This window comes from Paraglaciecola sp. 2405UD69-4, from assembly GCF_047525415.1.
Taxonomy (GTDB): domain Bacteria; phylum Pseudomonadota; class Gammaproteobacteria; order Enterobacterales; family Alteromonadaceae; genus Paraglaciecola.
Genome location: NZ_JBLIXM010000003.1, coordinates 237167 through 257037 on the forward strand (window position 1 = coordinate 237167; position 19871 = coordinate 257037).

Consider the following 19871-nt stretch of genomic DNA (forward strand, 5'->3'; position numbering starts at 1 on the left):
ACAGCCATTTTGACTATTCTAGGCACGGGGGCTTAGTTTATTGATGCTTTACTGAGCCACGTCATAAAAGGTGGGAATATCACAAGCTTTTGAAAAGTACGCAATATAGGTGCTTATTTTTTTAGGAATTGTGAGTCCTTTGATTAGAGTTATGGCTCTTAAACGCCCAAATAACTGTACATCATCAATGGATAACTGAGCATTGACTTGAGTGTCGCTGTAAAGCAGTGGGGCAAGCTCTTGTAGCTTTATTTCTAGCTCTGCAATTAATGTTTCACTATTAGCTAGTGCTTTAGAAAAATCTCCAAGCTCTTTCGTTTTCTTCTTTGTAAAGTAATCTTTGGCGCTTTGCGTCTGAAATTCACCAACCGGAGATGTGATCCATCTAGGGTAAAGTAGCTGTTTGAGTAACAGGTTTACGTGCTTCAGCCAAGCGCTTAAGTCCTCTCGCTCTGCTGATGGGCTAAAAATAGGAGCGCCATCAAGTTGATCAACATAAGCGACAATATCCATACTTTCTGGCATGAAACTACCGTCTGATTTTCTTAATATCGGGCAGGCCTTTACGCCTATCATAGAAATTGGCGTTGCCTCATCATCACTCGGTAGTACAGTTAGTTCAACTGGAATATTTTTCATACCAAAAGGCATACGTGCCATAACGCAATAAGGACAGTGATCGTAAATAAATAAACCCATGGTAGCCATAGTTAAGTTCTCGTTTACACATTAAATACACTCACTGTATCGCGATTTGTTGTGAACTTCTATAAAGCTAGTAGTTTAAAAGCGGTATATATAACCCACACTGAAGAAGTCCAACCCAGGGTTTTTAGTGTTTAAGCCACCATTCGAATAATGGATATAGCGCACAGCTACTTCTGAGTTTTGGTTCTTGTCTAGGCCAATGAGTAAGGCTAAGCGATCTTCGAATTGGTAGTAACTTCCAATGTCTACACCACCAAATTTTTCATCGTGCACATAAGCTACACCAATGCCAAACTCAAAGGTGAGAGGGTAGTTTTCAGAAATATTCGGTAACGCTTTAGAAAATACTGGAGATACAGATACGCCATAGGTCGCTTCGTTTCGTGCGCTTCCATGTAAATCAAAAAGATTAAGGCTTGCTTCCCAAGATAATCGAGTATCGCCAATTAAATATAGATCTAGGTCGTAATTGAAGTCTGGTCTGTAAGCTATTCGCATACCATGCATATCAGCAGACCCAGTCATGTATTCAACGGTTACAGCCTGTTGTTCCTTGTTTGGCATTTGGGCTGCTGTAACCTGAAAACTCAGTACGATAATCGTAAGCAGCAGAGTAGGCTTGGATAAGAAAAAGTACAATATTGATTTATCTAAAACTGAATGGCTGTTTTGCATGTTATTTTCCGATTGAGGATATTTCTGTAGACATAGCAATTCTTAAACCAGCGTTGCTGTTATTATTTTTTATATGTAAAACAATATGTTATTTGGATTTTGAGTTTTAGAACATTACCTTAGGTAAGGCTTGGCGTGTAAAGTGTACGTTTGAGTTAGTAAAATTTACTGCATCGGCTGATGGGGCTTTGAGGTTTGTCTCAGCCACGATCTTGGACTTTCCATATAACCAATCATTCATAATTAAAATAAATGGCGTTGTAGGTTTTTTGTAATCACTGTGTTGCTTGTATGTAAACGCTTGGCGGTCGATTAGCATAAAATATTTTGCATTTTGCTGGTTTTAGGGTCCCTTGAGGCCTATATATTTAGTGTGCATACTGAAAATTCCTGTTCAAAAATGATCATATGGAATTTTCTATGAGTGCTGAAACACGAAGTTATCGACGGTACGTTCTGTTTATTCTTACCTTGGTTTATGTTTTCAATTTTGTCGACCGGCAAATTCTCGTCATTTTACAAGAGCCTATCAAGGCTGAGCTCGGATTATCTGACACCCAATTGGGCCTATTAACTGGTTTTGCCTTTGCGTTATTTTATGTGGTGGTGGGCATTCCTATTGCTCGATGGGCTGATGTAGGGAACCGCCGCAATATTGTAAGTTTAGCTCTAATAATATGGAGTGGCATGACGGCAGTTTCTGGGCTTGCTCAAAACTACGTACACCTACTCTTGGCTCGAATTGGCGTAGGGGTAGGAGAGGCTGGTGCTAGCCCACCATCCCATTCTATTATTTCTGATTACTATGCCCCAGAGGAGCGGGGAACGGCTATGTCAATCTATAACATGGGGTTGTATATAGGGATATTAGTTGGCTTGCTACTAGGTGGCTGGTTAAGCGATAAAATAGGGTGGCGAATGGCGTTTTTGGTCGTGGGATTGCCCGGAGTATTGATGGCTGTGGTGGTAAGGCTTACCTTGAAAGAGCCACCTAGAGGTGGGGCTGATATGGTTTCTGACCCTACTAGCGGCGAACAATTTACATTCAAACAGACTCTGAAATATCTATGGAAATCAAAGGCCTTTAGATACGCCTCATTTGCCGCTGGGTTTTGTTCTTTTGCTGGCTACTCAACCCTTACATTCATTCCTTCTTTTTTAATTCGTAGTCATGGCATGAGTGTGTCGCAAGTTGGTGTGGCATTAGGATTGATTATTGGTGTTTCAGGCATGATTGGTGCCCTTTCTGGTGGTTATCTGGCGGATAAATTAGGCAAGAAAGATATGCGCTGGTATTTGTGGGTACCAGGGGTAGGTGTATTACTGTCGTTACCTTTTAGTTTATTGGCTTTGAACTTGGACTCTCTAAATGCTGTGTTGTGCTGCATATTTGTCAGTAATGTGTTTATGTCTTCATACTTAGGACCCACTATAGCTATTGTGCATCATCTGGTTAAACCCTCGATGCGCGCTATGACCTCGGCTATTTTGTTTTTTGTGCTCAATATTGTGGGCCTAGGTTGTGGACCTATGGTCACTGGCATGGTGAGTGATTATTTAGCGCCACAGTATGGCATAGAGTCTTTGCGTTATGCCTTGATTATTTCAAGCTTTGCGGTGCTTATTGCTGCCTTTAAATATATGCGTAGCGGTTCTCTTTTACAAAAACAAGCTGATTAGATTCATTCTTGGAAATTTAAGGTGTTACTAGCCTAAGTAATAAATGAAACTATTGAGAGGCCCCTTTTAACTGGGCCTTTTTTATATTGCTAATCATAAATTTTTTGTTGCCGATCTATCGATTATGTAACGCTTTACCATTGTAACTAAGGTGTTAATTTCAATATGAAAATATGTGTTATAGCCGATGTTTTTAGGGTTAAACGATTAAATACGGCTCATTAGCGCAAGTTCGTTGTCACTTGGCGCTGATATATGATAAAAAATTACGTGGGAGTGTTGCAGGGTGAATGTGCAATTGCGCATCAGGTATTTGGTTTTTAGCCTGCTCATCGTCTTTCCATTTAAATATTTTACTATCTGATTTTCAATTCCAGATTTTAATGATTAAGTTTCAACTATAAGGAACAAACTATGAAGTTTCACATGCTCGCATTAGGAGTATTGTCGGCCACTCTTTTAGGATGTGGTTCAGCCGAAAATCAAACAAAACAAGAAGTTGAACAGCCTAAGCAGCAAGCTATGGTAGTAACTGCTAACCCCCATGCAACCGCGGCGGGTTTAGAGGTATTACGAGCAGGTGGCTCAGCTGTTGATGCAGCCATTGCCGTAGAATCTGTTTTGAGTTTAGTAGAGCCGCAAAGCTCGGGTTTAGCGGGTGGTGCATTTATGGTGCATTACGACAGTGAAACCAAATCTTTAGCCGTGTATGACGGTCGTGAGTCAGCACCAAGTGGTGCAACGCCAGACATGTTTATGTTAGAAAATGGTGACTCAATGCCATTTATCCAGGCCAAAACGAGTGGCTTGTCTACTGGTGTGCCGGGTGTGTTGGCTATGCTATCTATGGCCCACAAAGACCAAGGGACACTAGAATGGAGCAGTTTATTTAGTTATGCCAGTAAGCTTGCTAATGAAGGTTTCGAAATATCTCCTCGCTTACATGGCATGTTAGAACGTTTCGGGAAATATATCCCAAGCAAGCCAGAAGATGGTCCAACTGATGCCTTTGAATATTTCTATGATGAAGCTGGAGTCGCCCATCCAGAAGGTTACCTGTTAAAAAATCCTGAATACGCTAAAACGTTAGAAATCATTGCGAAAGACCCAACTGAATTTTACCAAGGTGAGATAGCAAAAGAAATTGCCGCTATGGTGCAACAAGAGCCAAGAGCAGGCTCATTAACTGCAGAAGATATCGCAGCTTATAAACCTGTAAAGCGCACCGCACTTTGCCAAGATTATCGCGATACGCAAATTTGTGGCGCACCGCCGCCATCTTCATGGTTGGCTGTTGGCATGATCATGGGCATATTAGAAAATGGTCCTAAGCCAAGTGCTGGTGGCCCTGATGATCCTAAAAACTGGGGCATAATGGCTCAGGCTCAGCAACTTGCATATGCAGATAGAGACCAGTTTATTGCTGATCCTAATTTTGTAGACATGCCATTAAAGGGGATGTTAAACAAAGAGTATTTAGCCAAGCGAGCCAAGTTAATTACAGATAAGGCAACACCTTTGACCTATGCTGTTGGCGATCCTTGGGCGTACAACGATACTCCTAGTGAAACCACAGCCGGTATTGATGCAACTCAAGACGTACACGGTACTACCCATTTTGTAATAGTCGATACCAAAGGCGATGTAGTATCTATGACAGCCACAGTTGAGAGTATCTTCGGTACTACACGTATGGTTGGTGGAATGTTTTTGAACAATCAGTTAACTGACTTTTCTTTTCAACACCATGATAAAGACGGTAATCCCATTGTAAATGCGGTTGCTGCTAACAAACGTCCACGTTCATCTATGTCTCCGTCTATTGTATTAGATAAAGACGGCGAGTTTTTAATGGCTACAGGTTCGCCTGGCGGTAATAATATTATTGCTTATACAGTTAAAACCATGGTGGGCGTATTTGAGTGGGGGTTAGAGCCGCAAGCAGCTGTCGACCTACCTAATATGGTTGCCCGTGGTAAAACCGTACGTTTAGAAAAAGGAGCTGCGCCAGAGTCATTAATATCAGCCATGAAAGAAATGGGCTTTGATGTAGATGCTTCTCGAGGTGAGAACTCAGGATTAAGTGTGATTATGCGTAAACCTGATGGAAACCTAGTAGGGGCTGCCGATAAGCGCCGTGAGGGTGTTATAGGTACTCTTTAATAAATTTCTATTTACGAAGAGACTAAGCTTGTTAAAAAAGCGCGATGATTTGATGTAATCAAATGTCGCGCTTTTTTGTTGTAGAGTGTCTATTTAGCTACAAAATAAAGGTGTTATCTTTAAGCATTAGTCTCAAAGACAAGTAGCCTTTAGACCAGTAACACATAAATCTGCCATTAATAGTACCAACGAGCCCCTAAGCTGATAGCTTGATCATCCCCTCCTAAATCAAACTGTAGCCCAGCAGAAAAGCTAGGATGAAAATGGTAATCCGCTCCTAATTCTAAAGACACATCAAAATCACCTACTTCTTCGATATTGACCGCTCCTCTTAGCTCCACAGGACGTAATACTTGGATATCCGTTAGGTATTTTGCAAAGAAAAAGTCGCGGACACCGGCTGATACTTTAATACCCGTATCGCTATGGTTGTTGTACTCACGCTTTACTAAAGCTGCTGAGGTAATTAAATCATGGTCCATTAAACCCCGCACAATTAAACCAGCTCCAACTTCAAGGTTAGTGTAGTCATATGAGCCGTGATCTTGGTCACGATAACTAGCGAATGCGAGCCAATTGGAGTCGAGTTGATAAGAGCCCGCTACTTCAATGCCATCGCCATTATCACTAACATAACGAGCTTCTAAGTAATTAAAATCAATGGGCTGTGCATAAACAGCCAAAGGTGAGCATAAAGACAAGAGTAAACTTAATTTTATACCTTGGGCTAAGGGATGTTTCATTGGATTTTCCTTTTGACTAAATACTTGGTTCAGCAAGTTAAATGCCAGCTAGAATTTTGAATGATGGGATTTATTTATAACAAGATGGAACTAACGCTGAAAAACACCCTCTGAATATACAGTTTTTATGTGTGTTCTCTTTTTAAGCCTGATTTGTTATCAGGCTTTTTTTTTGCCCTCAAAAAAGTTATCAAAATTGTGTTGTAGCTTTTCAAAGTATTGGCCTACATGGAGACCATCTACTAATCCATGGTGGACTTCTACCGATACGGGCATAATAACTTCTTTATGTTTTTTCTTATATTTACCCATTACAAATCTAGGTATGGAGTCATGCTCACTTTGCTTTTGAGCATGGGAAAAACTAGTGAAATGTAACCAAGGTAAGACCGAACAAAATACACTGTTGGCCTTGCTTTCAGCAGTGATTAGCGGTGAATTGTGCTCTTTCAAATAGCTCATTTGTTGCTTCGCATTTTCATAAAAACTATTAAAATCTTGGCATTTACCAAAATCACAAAAGCTAAAGCTTTGATTGTTATTAAGCACAGTACAGCTGATTTCTAGTTGCTCGTGTAACTCTACTTTTTGGTTATTTATCCTTAACCTTAATGGCGCTATTTGATTGGCTGTGTAACCTAAAATAAATAGAGAACAGATAAAAAATGACAGGTTATTGTCTTTACAAAAACGTAGGGTTTTGGCGACATCAACTGTAGTGCAGATATTAAAAAATGGCTGCGAAAAGGTAGAGTAAAATTCGAAGTGCTCTTTTCTGTGCCAAGTATCAATATCTATTTGTTTAATGGTATCCACGACTGTGTAATATTTTAGGGCTAAGTGTGAATAATGTTCACATAACTTGGTTGTGATTGTAAGAGAGAAAATACCCTACTAAATAGTCTATTAAGGTCACCAGCCTTGCAATACTTGTTAGGTTTTATTAGCTTGGTGTTTCTTCTTTTACTAATAATAATCACAAAATAAAGACGACTATATGAAACATACCCTTATATCTAGTTTGGCTATTGGCATTGCACTCACTGCCTGTCAACCTGTAGTTGATAAACCCACCCCGCAAACTTCTGAAACTAAGGTTATAGACTTTAAGGCCTCTGGTTTGGTTGCAGGTACTTTGCCTGAAATTATTGACGCCCTTGAAACCGGTAAAGTGAACTCTGAGCGGTTAGTTAATCTGTATTTAGAACGAATTGAGAACATTGATAAAAGCGGCCCTCAGTTACAAGCTGTTTTAAGTATTAACCCAGATGCATTGAGTCAAGGGAGAGCCTTAGATAAAAAACGTGCACAGGGTGAAATATTAGGACCTTTACATGGAGTGCCTGTATTACTTAAAGATAATATAGAGTCTAAAGACAGGCTAGCAACAACTGCGGGAGCGGTAGCTTTAAAGGATAATATTACCGGTAGGGACAGCCCACTTGTTGCAGGACTAAGGGCTCAAGGAGCCATTATTTTAGGTAAAACTAATTTGAGTCAGTGGGCAAACTTTCGCTCTGAGGGGGCAATGAGTGGTTGGAGTGCATTAGGTGGGCAGGTGCATAACCCTCATATGTTAGACCGTAATCCCTGTGGCTCAAGCTCTGGTTCTGGCGCGGCCACAGCAGCATCACTAGCTGCTGCCACAGTGGGTACAGAAACTAATGGTTCAGTTATCTGCCCATCAAATGCCAATGGTATTGTTGGTTTTAAACCCACAGTAGGCTTGGTAAGCCAGCAGTTTATTATTCCTATTTCGGAATCTCAGGATACTGCAGGCCCTATGACGAAAACGGTTATGGGGGCCGCATTGATGATGAACGCTATGGCTACATCATCTTCTAAAGATTTCACACTTGGCCTAGTAAAAAATTCTCTAAAAGGTGTGCGTGTTGGGGTATTGAATTTTGCTAAAGGTGAATCAAAACCAATCCTGACTCTTTTTAATCAGGCCTTAGAAGATCTAGAAGCAGCTGGCGCAGTATTAGTGGATATCAATAAAGCGCCGCAAGCCCCCCAAGATTTTGGGAAAATGAGCTACGACATTCTCAAATATGAATTTAAAGATGGCTTAAATAAGTATTTAGCTTCCACTTCACCTGAGCTGGTGGATACCCGTACATTGCAGCAGTTAATAGATTTTAATGTAAGCCATAAAAAAGAGCTTGCTTTGTTTGATCAAAGTATTTTTTTAGCAGCGCAGGCCATGGGAACTCTTGAAAGTGAAGAGTATAAAGCTGCCTTGAAAACGGTTCAAAGGGCCACACGAGAAGAGGGCATAGATGCACTTCTACTCGAACATAATGTAGAGGTGTTAATTGCGCCATCAGGCTTAATCGTGCCTCGAATTGATCCTATTAATGGTGACGTTTGGCCTAATGATTGGCCAGGTTATGGTGGTTATGCAGCGCGAGCTGGTTATCCACATGTAACAGTCCCTATGGGAGGAGTGCATAAACTACCTGTGGGATTATCCTTTATTGGGGGTAAAAATGCAGATGCAGAGGTTTTAGCTTACGCTTATGGATATGAACAGCAGTCGCAAAAAAGGCTTGAGCCTCAGTACCTGAAAAGTGCTGAAGATTTAGCTGATGTGAAAGAAGCCATGGCACCTAAATAGCTAATTGATTGCTTTAACCACATGTGGGGTGCAGCTACCTTTGGTTATGCTTTCGATTGTGATTTGGTACTCTGCGCCGATTAGCGGCGCAGACGTAAACAGGCCTAAAGGTACTTGGTATGTGGCATGTTCATGACTCAATTCACTGTAGTTTGAATGTATAGCTGTAACTGTAACATCTTCAATTAGTGTTTTATAAGTGCAGGCTCCGCCTACTTTAGGTCCATGCATGCAGGCGCTTAACCCTAATAAGGCAACCAATAAAAATAAATCGCGGATGTTGAGGCTAAAATATGTCAATGTTTAAAGCACCTTGAGCTTAAACTTTAAAGAAAGCAAGCTCGTCCTTTTGAGTTTCTGCTAGTTGTGCTAGCTCTTTTGATGCATTAAGGGTTTGATTTACGGCACTGGCATTTTGTTGCACTAAATCAAGGGCATCCGACGTATTTTGCGATATCTTGTCTGTCACTGCGTTTTGATCTTGTGACTCTTTAGCCACTAATGTGTTAATTTCAGATATTGCGTCTATGGCCACTGATATTTCTTCAAAAGAAGTTTTTACTTTTCCAGCAAGCTTTACAGAGTCGTGAATCAATTCAACATTATGTTGCATGTTCGTACTGGCTTTTTTAGATTGGGCCTGTAGTTTAGAAATTAAGTCTTGAATACTTAATGTAGATTGCTGGGTTTTAGAAGCTAAGGCTCTTACTTCGTCGGCAACTACAGCAAAACCTCTACCGGCTTCTCCTGCTCTTGCAGCCTCAATTGCTGCGTTAAGTGCTAATAGATTTGTTTGTTCTGAAATGCCATTTATCACCTCTGTCACTGAGTCAATTTCAATAGAAAAGTTTTGTAGCTCATCAATAATACTTGCTGTGGTATTAACAGATTGGTTGATATCATTTGATAGTGCCATATTTTGTTCTAACGAGACTTTGCCAACTTCTAGTTTTTCAACGCCCACTTTCGTCAACTCTTCAGCACTTGTGGCTTGCTCACTCACTTCTTTGGAAGTCTCAGATAAATTATTGATTGCTTTGGAAATTAGCTCTACTTGTTGCTTTTCTTTTTCAATATTATTAAGGGTTTCCGTCATAACAGCGGTCAACTCTTGGGATGCTGACGCCACACTTTCTGAAATACCAAGAGAGTTTTTAACTAAACTAGATAACTGTGAAGAGAAGGCAATAACTGAGCTGAAAATACCCGATTTGTCACCCGGGTTAGATAACTTCAATGATAAATTGCCACTGGCCATGGTTTCTACTAACTTTCCGATTTCTTCTGGCGAACCACCAACAGGCTTCAACACTAAGCGGTTCATAACCCAAACTATGACGGCACAGGAAATCAAAAAGCAAATAAAACCTATAACTAGAGAAGTGATAAGTTGCCTTTGGGCACCTCTAGTAATTATGTTGGTTTCAATAATAGAAACATATTGCCAACCTTTTCCCCATCCTTGAATATCTAACTGCCCCCAAAAAGCATCAAACTCCACTTTTCCATCTTGGGTAGTTTCCTTATAAACAAACTCAGGGTTAGTGGCATTAAGTGTAAGAAATTCCGGACGAATATCTTTTAGTTTTTTACCCAGCATTTCTTCTGAAGGGGCGATGACAATCTTTCCGCCATCGGCATATAGATACAATTGTTTTAATGTTTTTAATTTACCGAGTACAAAGTCTAAATGGAGTGTGGCTGAGACTGCTACATCTTGGTTGACTTTATAAGCGATAGCAATTGAGCGTTTTCCATTGTTCTTATTTACATAAGGTGTTGAAACAAAAAAGGTATCACCCTCATTGAAAAGAGCCTTGAAGTAACTTCTTGTTTTGTAATTTGATTTTGATTTTTTACCGTCTTTTTTATAAACACTACCTTCTTTATCAAACAGATATACGCCATTGACCTTGCCTGCAAGTACATTTGATATGTCTTCTAAGCTTGAAGCATTACTAGTGGTAAGGTAGTCACTACCCACTTGGTGGTTCTCTATTTTAAGGGCTGATAATACCAATTTGTAGCTAAGGAGCTTTTCTGAAAGAGTAGACTCTAAAGCTGCGTTTCTCTCTGCGATAATGTGTTTGTTTAACGCTATACTTTCTGAGCGAAAAGCTAAAAAATCAAGGAAAGCGATCACCACAATAACTAAGGCTAGGATGACTCCAAGAGAAAATGTGACTTGTAACCTAAATTTATTCATCGGTACCTCTTAATGTGCGTTGTCATGAGAGTTAGACGTGTGTAAATAAAACCTTATCTCTTTATCAGCAATTAGCTAAAAAACTGTAGAATTAGCTTAATTTTTTACTATAGAACCATAAGATTCGGAGTATTTAGGTATTCTACTTAGTTACTAGGTCTTGCTGTGAATGCCTTTGTGCTGAGCTCTGATACTTGTTCCCAAACCTCATTTGGTACTAAAAATGACATAGCGTAGTGGGCTATTTTCCATTCTCCTTGCTGTTTGATCACAACCCCAGTACCACGAAAACGTCCCCATTTTTCAGACACAGTTATTTCATCAAACCAGGCCGTGTTGCTGTCTTCTGATAAAACTAGGTTGCGCTCTACTGACTTATAGGTCCAACCGGTACCGCCAGCAAACCGCTCTGAGACATATTTATCTAAAGTGACAGGGCGGGACCATCTTTCCCAATCATCGGTACCCATAAACACCCCATTAGCTGTGAATGAATTTAAATACTTATCAAGCTTGGCTTCACTGGCGGCAAGGTGTAAACCATCAAGTAACTTATTAATAGCCACAGACGGTTGTTCTTTAGTTTGAGCAAGTGAGGTTGTTGTAAAAAATATATTAAGGGTAATGAGTACAAATGTGAGAGTTTTCATGAACTATTCCTTGGCGTTAATAACACTGCTTGGGCGCAGCGCTTTTATATAATTTTCATGTAAATAATGATTAAGGAGCCTGTCGCGTTAAATGTCAATGGGGTGACCGCCTTCTTGGGTTTCCGAGTGTGTACTAGTTTTATCTTAGTTAAGTGCTATAAATTGCACTCTTACATTGTTAAAGCACTGTGCTGAATGTAAAATGCGCTGCAATAAACATAGGCGTTTTTAGTTGCATTTTATGCACAAGAGGTGAGTTACATTTTATGGATCATTTTGAACTACTAGGGGTCACTAGAACTTCTTCAACCACTGAAATCAAAAAAGCCTATCGTAAATTGGCAAATCAGTATCACCCAGACAGAAATGATGGGGCAGAAGCAAAAGAGAAGTTTCAGGCTATTCAAAAGGCTTATGATGAGATTGCTGATCCTCAAAAACGTGCTGCTTATATCAAGAGCACTTATACGGTTATCACTGATCCAAGAGCAGTGGCAGACTCCTTTTGGCAAAGCGCCCTTTCTTAGGAATAAATATTCATGAAATTTGATGCTCCAATCCCTGCATATCTTGCGGACGAATTTTCTATGTACTTAGAAAACATGGAATCCTTGAGTGATCCAGAAAATCCAGATTTGTTAAGAAATTATTTAAAGGTTTTACAAACACAATTAGCATCCGACAGTGCGGTTTTTTCAGGATTGGTCGATCAGTTGGCTATGGCTATAACATTAAGTGTGAGAATTGATTCAGAAAAGCTCGCAAAGCTAGACCTCTCTCAACAGCCATTATGGTCTGATGTGAAACCTTTTGTTGGGGTACATGCTAATGCGAGAGAGACGATTACCCAATTAATGAATCACTCAGAAGACGATCTGAAAACCGCTATATTACTGATACACCTTTACAATACTTATGATTCAACGCCTTTACCTGAAGAAGTAGAAGCCGACGAAAGTGATATAAATGATACTTATGAAACTTACGGTTATGACGAATAATTCAAACGAACTTTTGAGGACCCACAATTGACTAGTAACGCATTGATCCTTGCTACTGATATTACCGAGCAAGCCCAGAGTAGTGGCAGAGAGGCGGGTACCTCTTTAGAAAAAATAGCATCCGAACAAGGTGATACCGCAATGTTGGCGGTATTTGCTGAGATGGATATTTTAACAGTCGCTAAAATCGTAAGGGAGCATGACGCCACTATACCTTCTATTGCAACTTGGTTAATGGATGCAGAGTCGGTTAAAAAGTTATTAAATGTTGAGCCTTCCTATTGGCAAAATATGGACGAAGAATCGCTTTTCTGTGTTCAAACCGAAGCCCATAGTTTGTTAGCTCAAATCTTTTTGTCTTATGATGATGATGAGAAACAACGAGAAATACTTAATGCAGTGGTACAGGATGACTTTGGCTTGTTGTATTTATCTTTGCCGTTTATTGGCCAAGATTTTTCTGAGCTTGAATATGATGAAGAACAAGTTTCAGGTAGTGTCGAAGAGTTACTTCTAAAAATTAAAAGCTTAAGTGAAGAAGCCTACAACGAAGTCTTAGCTGTTAGCACAAACGGCACCTTAGATAACATTGAAGCGGCACTAAAAAATAATGCGAATAAACAAAGAGTAACGGCTGTTGAAATGGACACCGATGATATGTTTGCACCCTTGTAGGAAAATGCCATGAAAATCGCTGAGTTAAGGAATAAACCTTTTGTGCTTTTGGTATTAAAAGACGGGTTAGCTGAAGGGTATTTTTCTGAGGAGTTTGTCCATAAGACTAAACAACAGCTATCGGATATGTCTCTGCGTATTGCCTCTGATAATTTATCTATTATTTACGCTGACCACATTAAGAAAGCATGTGAAATTGTTTTGGGTATTATTAACCTAGGCCTATTAAGTCATTGTGAAAATAGTACCGATAAAGCAAGAGAAATCATTAAAACTCACGGAATAGTGTACTGTTTTAGAGCAGGTTGGGCTAAATACTCTGGCTTGAAAGACATCTCTGCTGAGTATTTTAAGAAAATAGATTTAAGTACTTACGCACTAGCTGCAGATGATACTTCGGATATAAGACAGCTCCATGAGGAATTGGTGAAACAAGGCCAAAATAGTTTAAGACTATTTAACCTCCACAAGATAATGTCTGCCAAATATGCAGCTAATGTGGTGATCCCTGAAACAGACGAAGATTACTTGCGTTTTGAGCTGCAGAAGTTACTCAATTCAGCCATAGGGTTAATGTTAATTGATTCAGATGAAAAAACATTCAACAACGAACGTTATAATCAGCTGATTCAGTTTTTAACTGAAACAGACTCAGATGTGATACTCGAAAAGCTTGATTCGTGCGTAGCCCGTTTTGCAGAGCAGCAACCCGTCAGTTCTAGGAGTTTTCTTAAAGAAACGGCACTGCTAGAGTTTAACGAGTTTAAATCTATTATTACTTTACAACAAAACATCGCTCTCTATATTCCTGAAATACTAGAACTTTCGGTTAATCTTACCAACGAACTCAATGATGATTTTGAAGGTGGATATGATTTCGGCATGGATGACTTAGATGATATTGCTTATTTAAAACCTGACTAATGGGTAAGCTTAATCGCTATATTTACGTAAAAAGTAGCAAAATTAACGTATAAAAAAAGCCAAAGAAACATAAGTTTCTTTGGCTTTTTAGCAAATGAGGTATTGAGGAGAATCAGGAGTTAAAGGTTTTTAGATTTTTTTCTAAATCCAATAAAAGCTAAACCTAAAGCTATGATAGCAAACGCACCAGGTGCTGGTACTTGGGTAGCAGCTACATTAATGTTATCGATACCCGCGTCATCTGACGTTGTAAATATTACACTTAGTAAGTTAGTCCAGTCTAAATTAACAAGGGTAGAAGTTGATATGTTGGTAATGTTACTTATTAGGGTATTGCCATTAGCTAGGTTACCTATGATCGCAATATCAATACTAGAACTCGTTGCAAATGCATTAATACCTAAGGTTAGGTTTGAAAGATCAAATAAGGCTCCTGATGCAGAGGTTAACATGACTGTATTGTATTCAGAAAAACCAAACCAATCTGTATCGTTGCCCACAAAATTAAAATTGTAAGTTGAATATTCAGAATCAATAACAGCAGCATGTACATGAGTTGATGTAAACTCATAACCTTCTTCTAGATAGGGTGTAAATATTGCTAATTCGACTCTTTCTCCTGTATCTGCAAAACCCTCGAAATCAATTAGCGTTGCATTAACGGCTGTTGATGAAAGGGTTAAAAATAATGCTGTTATTAAATTTTTCACTTTAAACTCCTAGAACTAAATATGATGTTTACTACAAAGTGTATATGGAATTAAGCATTTTTGGTGCCAATATGTATCTTACTGTTTTTATTGTTCTTTATTGTTTTTGTTGGTTTTTATTTATACCGTGTGTAAATAAATTTGACATGTTTTAGGTGTGAATATTGTTAGTACGGCTACTGGTTATACATAAACAGATTGCGGCTTTAATTAGTAGGCTGAATAGTTTGGATGTTCTTTTATCTTGAGAAGGTGTGTTGGTGTCATGCAGACGTTTTTCAATATCTAAAGTAAGTTTTTAGCTGTTTTTTTATCGTGTTTTGATTGATGGCTTAAGTTATTTGCATTTATTAATGAAATTCATTGCTATTGTAAATGCAAGTAATTATCATTCGCGCCCAAATTTAAGGTTGGCGCATCATAAGGACACACATAAATGCAATTTAAACTAAAAAATACTTGGTCTGTTTCAGTGGTGGTAGCTGCAATACTGGCTACATCGTCTACTACAGCTTTCGCTGATGGCACTGAGACTTTAGGTGCTGAAGAAGCAGCACTAGATAAAATAACCGTATACGGTAAACACAATGAATTAATCTTGGAGTCTGGCACGGCGACTAAATCTAATATGAGCCTGATGCAAACTCCTGCTGCTGTTGTTGTAGTAGATAAATCATTATTTACTGGGCAAGCAGCCACAACGTTACAAGAAACCTTACGTAACATTAGCGGCTTGAGCCAAGCAGGTAATAACTATGGCGTTGGTGATAACCTTTCTATTCGAGGCTTAGGAGTAAACTATGCTTATGATGGTATGTATGGTGGTGCTGATTTAGAAAATAGTTACAACCCAACCCGTTCAATGACCAATGTGGAAAGTGTTGAAGTGCTAAAAGGCCCGGCTACTGGTCTGTATGGTATGGGGAATGCTGGTGGTGTAATTAACTTGATAGAGAAAAAACCGCAGCAACAACAGGCATTTGAGATGCGTGCAACCTTAGGGCAGTGGAATAACTATGGTTTAATGTTAGATGCCACTGGTGGCTTATCTGAGGATACCGCGTTTCGCATCGTTGCAAATTATGAAACTACAGATGGTTACCGTGAAGTGAGTGCTGAACGTGCCGAGCTATATGCATCACTTAGTCATGATTTTTCTGATGATAATAAAATATTAGTATCTGCTGCATATATAGATGATGCTATTCAGGTAGATTCTGTTGGCCACCCTGTGCGCTTAATTGATTTAACTTTATTTGATGCAGAAGCTGGTGATATAACCGCTGATGACTTTGTAAATGGCGATGCAAGTGCTGGTGGCGTACAGTTAACTGACGAACAAATTCAAACACTAGTGGACACGCTTACTCCAACCGATGGTTGGCAGCCCTATGACATAGGTGAAACTAGCTTAGTGTCTCCGATATCAACACCTAATCAAGGTGAAGAGGTGCGTTTGAAAGTGCGCCAAGATATTGATTTTTCTGATAACTGGATGCTTATGCATCAGTTGCAGTACAGACGCTATACGACTAATTATATTCGTCAAACTGCTGCTTACAACTATATCTATCATGATCGCAACGGCGTTATTAACCTTGATCCTCGCGCCCCTTTAATTGAAGACGGTGTACTGTACCCTTTTGCCGCACGTAGACAAGAATACCGCAATATTTCTGCTGAAGAGGATACGTGGCAGTACTTTGCAGATTTGACCAATACTTGGTCTTCAGGTTCAATTCGTGGTGAGCACTTAATGAGCTTTAACTATGAATATCGTGATATGCAGTATCAGCAATATTCAATTTGGGATGCCGATGACGGTAGAAGTGATCCTGTTCCTTATATTTACGATATTCGCGATCCAAACTGGCCGACAGGTAGCTTTTTTGATTACGTCACTGATTACACCACAAGTGGCTCTTTACGTAGTAAATATGACAAAAGTGCTTCGGCTTGGGGAATTAGCGCCCAAGAAGTTATTTACTTTAGTGATGCCTTAACTGCCAGAGTTGGCGGTGCATATAGCGGCGTAAAACAGACCTACCAAAACCAAGCTACAGACAGCAACCCAGAGTACGATACTGATGACAATGGGTTTACCTATAACTTAGGGGTTAACTACCAAGTGTCTGAGCAATTTGCGGCATTTATTAATCACTCTAAAGGCCGTACCGCTTACAGTATTTTGGGAAGTCTAGGGGCTGAAGATAACCGTCCAGATGCTGAATCTGTGTCTTGGGATTTAGGGGCACGTTTTACTGCTTTTGAAGAAGAGTTATTAGGCTCCATTGTATTCTTCGATACTGCTCGAACCAACCTTCGTTACAGCAACCCTTTGTTTGAAGACGATATTACAGATGCAGCCTACAACATAGATGTACCTGAGTTTTATTATGATGAAGCTGATCGCACTACAGGTGTTGAAGTTGACTTAAACATGATGTTAAACGAGCAGTGGTCATTAAACTTCAACGCCACATACCAAGATGCGGTAACTGAGCCTGGTGATCACGCAGCAAGCCAAGAAGAGGAAAAAACCAAAGGTATTCCGCAAAAGTTTGCAAGCTTGTGGACATCATATAGCTTTGAGTTTGACGGTTTAGCCAACCCGGTTAAATTTAGTATCGGTATGAAGTATGAAGATGACCGCTCTATTTCAGCGTCTGCTTTTGGTATTTATTATGCGATTGTTCCTTCTTATACCGTTTGGGATGCAGCAGTAAGTTATCAAGGCGATAAATGGGATGTGCAACTTAATATAGATAACCTTGCAAACAAAACTTACTACAGCAATGCCTTGTATTTGGGCGGCTTACCTGGAGAAAGCCGAAACGCCAAGTTGACCGCTACTTATAGGTTTTAATTAAGCTTGTTGTCAATAAAAATGAAACATCAATTCGATGTATTCTATCGTGTAATAGCCGCCATTTTTGGTGGCTATTGCCTATCTGTATTATTTAGTTTTGGCTGGGTGCCTGTACTCATGCAGTTTAACCTGGCTCCCAAAGCTGAAGCTGTAATGGTGGCAGCAATGCTCAGTTACCTTGTGTATTTTTGCGTCATTATATTTTGTTTTTGCAGGAAAACACTTTTGCTTCTATTGAGAGATTTGATGATCCTAGCCTGTGTTTGTATTGGCCCTTACTTTGTATTGGGCTCTTTATGAAAGGCGGGTTTAGACGCAATATGGTGTGGTTACACACCTATTCTGGTTTAGTACTTGGTTGGCTGTTATTTACTATTTTTTTGACTGGCACTTTAAGCTACTTTAACCCAGAAATTACTCAGTGGATGAAGCCCGAGCTTACTCGGGTAACAGATACACCAAATATTGTTAATCGCTCATTAGATGAGTTGCATGCCAGAGGGCAAGATGCCTCAAACTGGCTGATTTACCTACCAAGTGAACGAACACAAGATTGGTATATTCAATGGGGAGAAGGCAGGAGAAATCGCACAAGGCTAAATCTCAGTGTGGATACACTTAAGCCTGATGTAACTACCATTATTACCCCAAGAGAAACCGCAAGTGGTAATTTTTTCCGTGTGTTTCATTACACTCTTGAGTTACGGGAATATGGTGGAAGGTTTTATGCGGGAATAGCAGCTATGTTTATGTTGGTTGCAGTATTTACCGGTATATTCACTCACAGACGTTTCTTCCGAGACTTTTTTACGCTCCGTCTATCAAAACTCTCGAAAACACTAACCGACTTTCATGCACTAGCGGGTTTGGTGAGTATTCCATTTTGTATCATGATCTGTACAAGCGGCATCATGGTCTATGTGATCATGTACATGCCATTTAGCGCCGACCATTATGTGGGAGGAGAGCGGGCTGTTAGTCGTATCATTAGCCCAGGCTTAGAAAGTGTTGACGACAAGGCACCAAAAACTATTCCTTTAAAAGACTTCACTCCTGTACAAAAGCAAATTCAATCCTATTGGCCTGAAGCAAATCCAATCAAACGAATTACTTTTCAACAGCCATACAGTGAGGCGGGGCGAATTATCGTTGAACGTATTAAGGACCAAACTATATCTCGGCAATCCGAGCGCTTAGTTTTTTCTTCTCATAGCGGTAAGTTGTTAGAAAGTTATCCCCAAGCTAGTACGGCTGCTAATGTGCGACAAGTTTTTTGGGGCTTACATGAAGCACACTTTGCTGACCTTGGGTTACGTTGGTTATTGTTTTGGTTAGGATTAATATCAACTGCCTTAATTGCAACAGGTTCAATTATTTGGTTAAACAAGCGCCTCGAACGAGTGAAAACAAAGCACTTAGGTCATAAAATAGTAGAGCGTTTAAATGTAGCCGTTATAGCGGGTTTACCGTTAGCGATTGCTGCGTTTTTTATTAGTAATAGATTGCTTCCAGTAGGACTAGAAAACAGAGCAGATGCAGAAGTTCAGGTGTTTTTGTGGGTTTGGTTGGCTTGTTTAATTCATAGTGTTCTTCGGCCCACTAGCAAGGCTTGGGTGGAGCAGTTACTCCTTACTGCCATAGGGTGTTTTATGGTGCCTGTTATTGACCTATACCAAGATAGCAACCGGCTGATAAATGGGGTTGTACAGTTCAATACAAGCTATGTGGGTTTTGCATTGGTTTTATTAGTTGTGGGGGCGGTGCTTGCAAAAACAGCCCTTTGGTTAAGAGCCCGAAGTGTCACTCCCTTATCAAGTAACAAAGCAGTAAAATATCATGCTAACTAGTTTCTTTCTGCAGTTGCTTAGCCTGCTGTGTTTATCTTTAGCAATGCATAAACACTATTATGCAAGCTTTAAGGTTGAACTTAGCAATAGCATGAAAGTAGGGCTTAGATTGCTAGGTGTTACTCTTATGGTGTTCTCTATTGGCGCTTTGATTTCTGTAAATACAAGTTTCACTGTATCGGCTGTGGAGTGGTTGGTTTGGTTGTCGGTGAATATTGTTCTGGTGGCTTTACTGCACGCTAAAATTGCAAAGTAATGCTACTGCCTCTAAAAATAACTTCGATTTGAGTATTTTGTTAAGCTTGTTAGCAAGTAACAGGCTTAATATGAAATAGCATTTTTAAAGGCGATTAATGGCAAAAATAATGGCACAATATGGGGCTAGTATTTTTGTTAATTT

General features: G+C 39.7%; 18 protein-coding genes. 10 read left to right on the plus strand and 8 right to left on the minus strand.

The genetic code is table 11. The annotated features are described in order from the left end of the window. Positions 1 to 48: 48 nt before the first annotated feature. Both grxB and ACMUMK_RS13270 read right to left on the minus strand, forming a co-directional pair. The gene (grxB, locus tag ACMUMK_RS13265; protein WP_414701624.1) at positions 49 to 699 is read right to left on the minus strand and encodes a glutaredoxin 2; all 651 of its coding nucleotides are present in this window, start codon (positions 697 to 699) and stop codon (positions 49 to 51) included. 84 nt (positions 700 to 783) lie between these two features. Beyond that, complete coding sequence (locus tag ACMUMK_RS13270) at positions 784 to 1383, minus strand: acyloxyacyl hydrolase (RefSeq protein ID WP_414701625.1); 600 nt, start codon at positions 1381 to 1383, stop codon at positions 784 to 786. 420 nt (positions 1384 to 1803) lie between these two features. Here ACMUMK_RS13270 and ACMUMK_RS13275 point away from each other — a divergent pair, with 420 nt between their 5' ends. Further along, entirely contained in the window at positions 1804 to 3063 is a 1260-nt protein-coding gene (locus ACMUMK_RS13275) for a spinster family MFS transporter (RefSeq protein WP_414701626.1), read from the plus strand. Between the two features lie 414 nt (positions 3064 to 3477). After that, complete coding sequence (gene ggt / locus ACMUMK_RS13280; protein ID WP_414701627.1) at positions 3478 to 5226, plus strand: gamma-glutamyltransferase; 1749 nt, start codon at positions 3478 to 3480, stop codon at positions 5224 to 5226. 176 nt (positions 5227 to 5402) lie between these two features. Here ggt and ACMUMK_RS13285 read toward each other — a convergent pair whose 3' ends face one another. Both ACMUMK_RS13285 and ACMUMK_RS13290 read right to left on the minus strand, forming a co-directional pair. Beyond that, positions 5403 to 5969, minus strand: a complete 567-nt coding sequence (locus tag ACMUMK_RS13285) for a hypothetical protein (protein WP_414701628.1) — start codon at positions 5967 to 5969, stop codon at positions 5403 to 5405. A 159-nt stretch (positions 5970 to 6128) separates the two neighbouring features. Further along, positions 6129 to 6785: a CatA-like O-acetyltransferase gene (locus ACMUMK_RS13290; RefSeq protein ID WP_414701629.1), complete on the minus strand. Its 657-nt coding sequence runs from the start codon at positions 6783 to 6785 to the stop codon at positions 6129 to 6131. A 181-nt stretch (positions 6786 to 6966) separates the two neighbouring features. Between ACMUMK_RS13290 and ACMUMK_RS13295 the strand changes: the two genes are divergently transcribed. Then, positions 6967 to 8589: an amidase gene (locus ACMUMK_RS13295; RefSeq protein ID WP_414701630.1), complete on the plus strand. Its 1623-nt coding sequence runs from the start codon at positions 6967 to 6969 to the stop codon at positions 8587 to 8589. On the opposite strand, the gene ACMUMK_RS13300 is transcribed toward ACMUMK_RS13295, so the two are convergent. The 3 genes from ACMUMK_RS13300 to ACMUMK_RS13310 all read right to left on the minus strand — a co-directional run bounded on the left by ACMUMK_RS13300 (position 8590) and on the right by ACMUMK_RS13310 (position 11445). After that, the gene (locus tag ACMUMK_RS13300) at positions 8590 to 8889 is read right to left on the minus strand and encodes a hypothetical protein (protein ID WP_414701631.1); all 300 of its coding nucleotides are present in this window, start codon (positions 8887 to 8889) and stop codon (positions 8590 to 8592) included. Positions 8890 to 8908: 19 nt separating this feature from the next. Further along, positions 8909 to 10795, minus strand: a complete 1887-nt coding sequence (locus tag ACMUMK_RS13305) for a methyl-accepting chemotaxis protein (protein WP_414701632.1) — start codon at positions 10793 to 10795, stop codon at positions 8909 to 8911. Between the two features lie 146 nt (positions 10796 to 10941). Further along, entirely contained in the window at positions 10942 to 11445 is a 504-nt protein-coding gene (locus ACMUMK_RS13310; protein ID WP_414701633.1) for a nuclear transport factor 2 family protein, read from the minus strand. A 266-nt stretch (positions 11446 to 11711) separates the two neighbouring features. On the opposite strand from ACMUMK_RS13310, the gene ACMUMK_RS13315 reads away from it, so the two are divergent. From ACMUMK_RS13315 to ACMUMK_RS13330, 4 genes are read left to right on the plus strand one after another with little or no spacing between them, the layout of a single operon-like run. Continuing rightward, positions 11712 to 11972 (plus strand): DnaJ domain-containing protein, encoded by a 261-nt coding sequence (locus tag ACMUMK_RS13315; protein ID WP_414701634.1) that lies wholly within the window; start codon positions 11712 to 11714, stop codon positions 11970 to 11972. A gap of 60 nt (positions 11973 to 12032) precedes the next feature. Beyond that, on the plus strand, positions 12033 to 12446 hold the full coding sequence (locus tag ACMUMK_RS13320; protein WP_414701635.1) for a hypothetical protein: 414 nt from the start codon (positions 12033 to 12035) through the stop codon (positions 12444 to 12446). A gap of 27 nt (positions 12447 to 12473) precedes the next feature. After that, positions 12474 to 13121 carry a hypothetical protein gene (locus ACMUMK_RS13325; protein ID WP_414701636.1) on the plus strand — a complete coding sequence of 216 codons (648 nt, stop codon included), beginning with the start codon at positions 12474 to 12476 and terminating at the stop codon, positions 13119 to 13121. A 9-nt stretch (positions 13122 to 13130) separates the two neighbouring features. Next, positions 13131 to 14045 (plus strand): hypothetical protein, encoded by a 915-nt coding sequence (locus ACMUMK_RS13330; protein WP_414701637.1) that lies wholly within the window; start codon positions 13131 to 13133, stop codon positions 14043 to 14045. Positions 14046 to 14164: 119 nt separating this feature from the next. On the opposite strand, the gene ACMUMK_RS13335 is transcribed toward ACMUMK_RS13330, so the two are convergent. Further along, a complete protein-coding gene (locus ACMUMK_RS13335) occupies positions 14165 to 14755 on the minus strand; it encodes a PEP-CTERM sorting domain-containing protein (protein ID WP_414701638.1) in 591 nt (196 codons plus the stop codon). Positions 14756 to 15191: 436 nt separating this feature from the next. Here ACMUMK_RS13335 and ACMUMK_RS13340 point away from each other — a divergent pair, with 436 nt between their 5' ends. The 3 genes from ACMUMK_RS13340 to ACMUMK_RS13350 all read left to right on the plus strand — a co-directional run bounded on the left by ACMUMK_RS13340 (position 15192) and on the right by ACMUMK_RS13350 (position 19727). Continuing rightward, entirely contained in the window at positions 15192 to 17621 is a 2430-nt protein-coding gene (locus ACMUMK_RS13340) for a TonB-dependent receptor (protein WP_414701639.1), read from the plus strand. A gap of 299 nt (positions 17622 to 17920) precedes the next feature. Beyond that, the gene (locus tag ACMUMK_RS13345; protein WP_414701640.1) at positions 17921 to 19471 is read left to right on the plus strand and encodes a PepSY-associated TM helix domain-containing protein; all 1551 of its coding nucleotides are present in this window, start codon (positions 17921 to 17923) and stop codon (positions 19469 to 19471) included. Beyond that, positions 19461 to 19727, plus strand: a complete 267-nt coding sequence (locus ACMUMK_RS13350) for a DUF3325 family protein (RefSeq protein WP_414701641.1) — start codon at positions 19461 to 19463, stop codon at positions 19725 to 19727. Before ACMUMK_RS13345 ends, ACMUMK_RS13350 begins: the two co-directional genes overlap by 11 nt. The last annotated feature ends 144 nt before the right edge of the window (positions 19728 to 19871 follow it).